The following is a 1,457-nucleotide window of genomic DNA, read 5'->3' as shown; positions in this document are numbered from 1 at the left end:
GTTAATTCACCCAGCGTGGGATGGATTAATGTGCCTGTCGAGCCTGTCTCACAGGCGGCAACCAGATTTTTACGCTGGGTGATCACATCGGGCGCGTGATAAACCCGACTGTCCTGAACAATAAATCCACGCAACGTAATTTTTCGGGTTGCCCGGCCTAAATCCTCAATCCACGCAGTATCGCGGTACGGGTATTCATGTACGGCCTGACGGCGACCAAAGACACTCTCACCGGAAATGACGGCAAATGGGACGCCGCGAAATGAGGCAGGATGCAAATGTTCTGACCATTTCCATGATGCGTCATTGCCGCCACCCAGCAATGAGGAAATGGCATCGTTAATAAAGGCCATACATGCTCCTCTTAAATTTGGACATAAAAAAAACCGCACGAGGCGGCATAGATTTAGGTATAAAAACCCGCGCGGAGCGGGTTAGTTATATAATTTATCTCTACTTATGATGTCGACTATATCATCGCTATCATAATTTAATTTTTTTCAAATCTTGTATGGCATAGGCCGTGGCGGGTATTGTTTCAGGAGCTAAGTATCCCAACCTTTCGAAAAATTTGATTGCATGATCCCGCATTGCAATTAAAAATTCATTTTTCTCGATAGAAGTTTTCACCTCTGGACGAAATGGGCGACGCACACTTACACATACTCGTCTATGCCCTTTTAATGGGATGAACTTCACTTCTATTGGTTGATCAGGAAAGCCACATTCAAATTCTTTATTTTCATAGACTAATGATAACCCCTCCGTGAAATAACCCCAAAGGTGGTTGGTATCATCCCACATTGCTTTAGTGATAAGGGGTTTACCGTTGATGGTTAATTCCAATGCACCTTCAACATAATCAATGTCGTCTATATCGCATTTTATATTGCCTTCATATTGAAAAAAATCAATAAACTCATCTCCGATTTTAATATATGAATTAATATTTATATTTTTCATTTTACCTCTATTCTACGATTGGATAAAACTGGGCAATTCTTCCTCTATCAAATCCAACTTTATACCAGTGACCTTTGTATAGTCCTTTAATTTGATAAAATCTTTTGCATCCTTTTTTTATTAAAACATGTCTATTTTCATGCATTATACTCTGAATGACGTAAACAATCTCCTTTACTGACATATCAGGCGATAAAAAACTTTGCGTATCTTTAATTGAACCATTCCAGAAACAAGGATGATGACGCTCAAGTATATGTTTCATGCCCTTTCTATCTAATTGAAACGTTTGATTTCCAAAATGATAAATTCTCCTTTGGAATGAATTCAGTTCATTAACGACTCTATGTTTGCAGGTCTTCTTATCGGGAACTTCCAAAGAATTCGCATGAGACAGTGAACCGAATGCCACACAAAAAATCGTCAGAATGACGACGAATAATTTTTTCATCATTGCTTCCTGTTTTACAATAAAAAATTGACCACATTACATT

At 38.8% G+C, this 1,457-nt stretch carries 3 protein-coding genes; all 3 read right to left on the bottom strand.

Going from position 1 to position 1,457, the window contains the following annotated elements:
* Positions 1 to 353: DNA circularization N-terminal domain-containing protein (locus PSI23_RS21390; protein WP_273556961.1), on the bottom strand; the 353-nt coding region annotated here is incomplete at its 3' end.
* Positions 354 to 483: 130 nt separating this feature from the next.
* Positions 484 to 963, bottom strand: a complete 480-nt coding sequence (locus PSI23_RS21385) for a hypothetical protein (protein ID WP_273556960.1) — start codon at positions 961 to 963, stop codon at positions 484 to 486.
* A 7-nt stretch (positions 964 to 970) separates the two neighbouring features.
* Positions 971 to 1,417, bottom strand: coding sequence for a hypothetical protein (locus PSI23_RS21380; RefSeq protein WP_273556959.1), 447 nt, complete (start codon positions 1,415 to 1,417; stop codon positions 971 to 973).
* Between the last annotated feature and the right edge of the window lie 40 nt (positions 1,418 to 1,457).

The organism is Xenorhabdus yunnanensis (genome assembly GCF_028598805.1).
GTDB classification, from domain to species: domain Bacteria; phylum Pseudomonadota; class Gammaproteobacteria; order Enterobacterales; family Enterobacteriaceae; genus Xenorhabdus; species Xenorhabdus yunnanensis.
The sequence above is the reverse complement of the archived record's forward strand: the minus strand, read 5'-3'. Positions and strand labels throughout refer to the sequence as shown.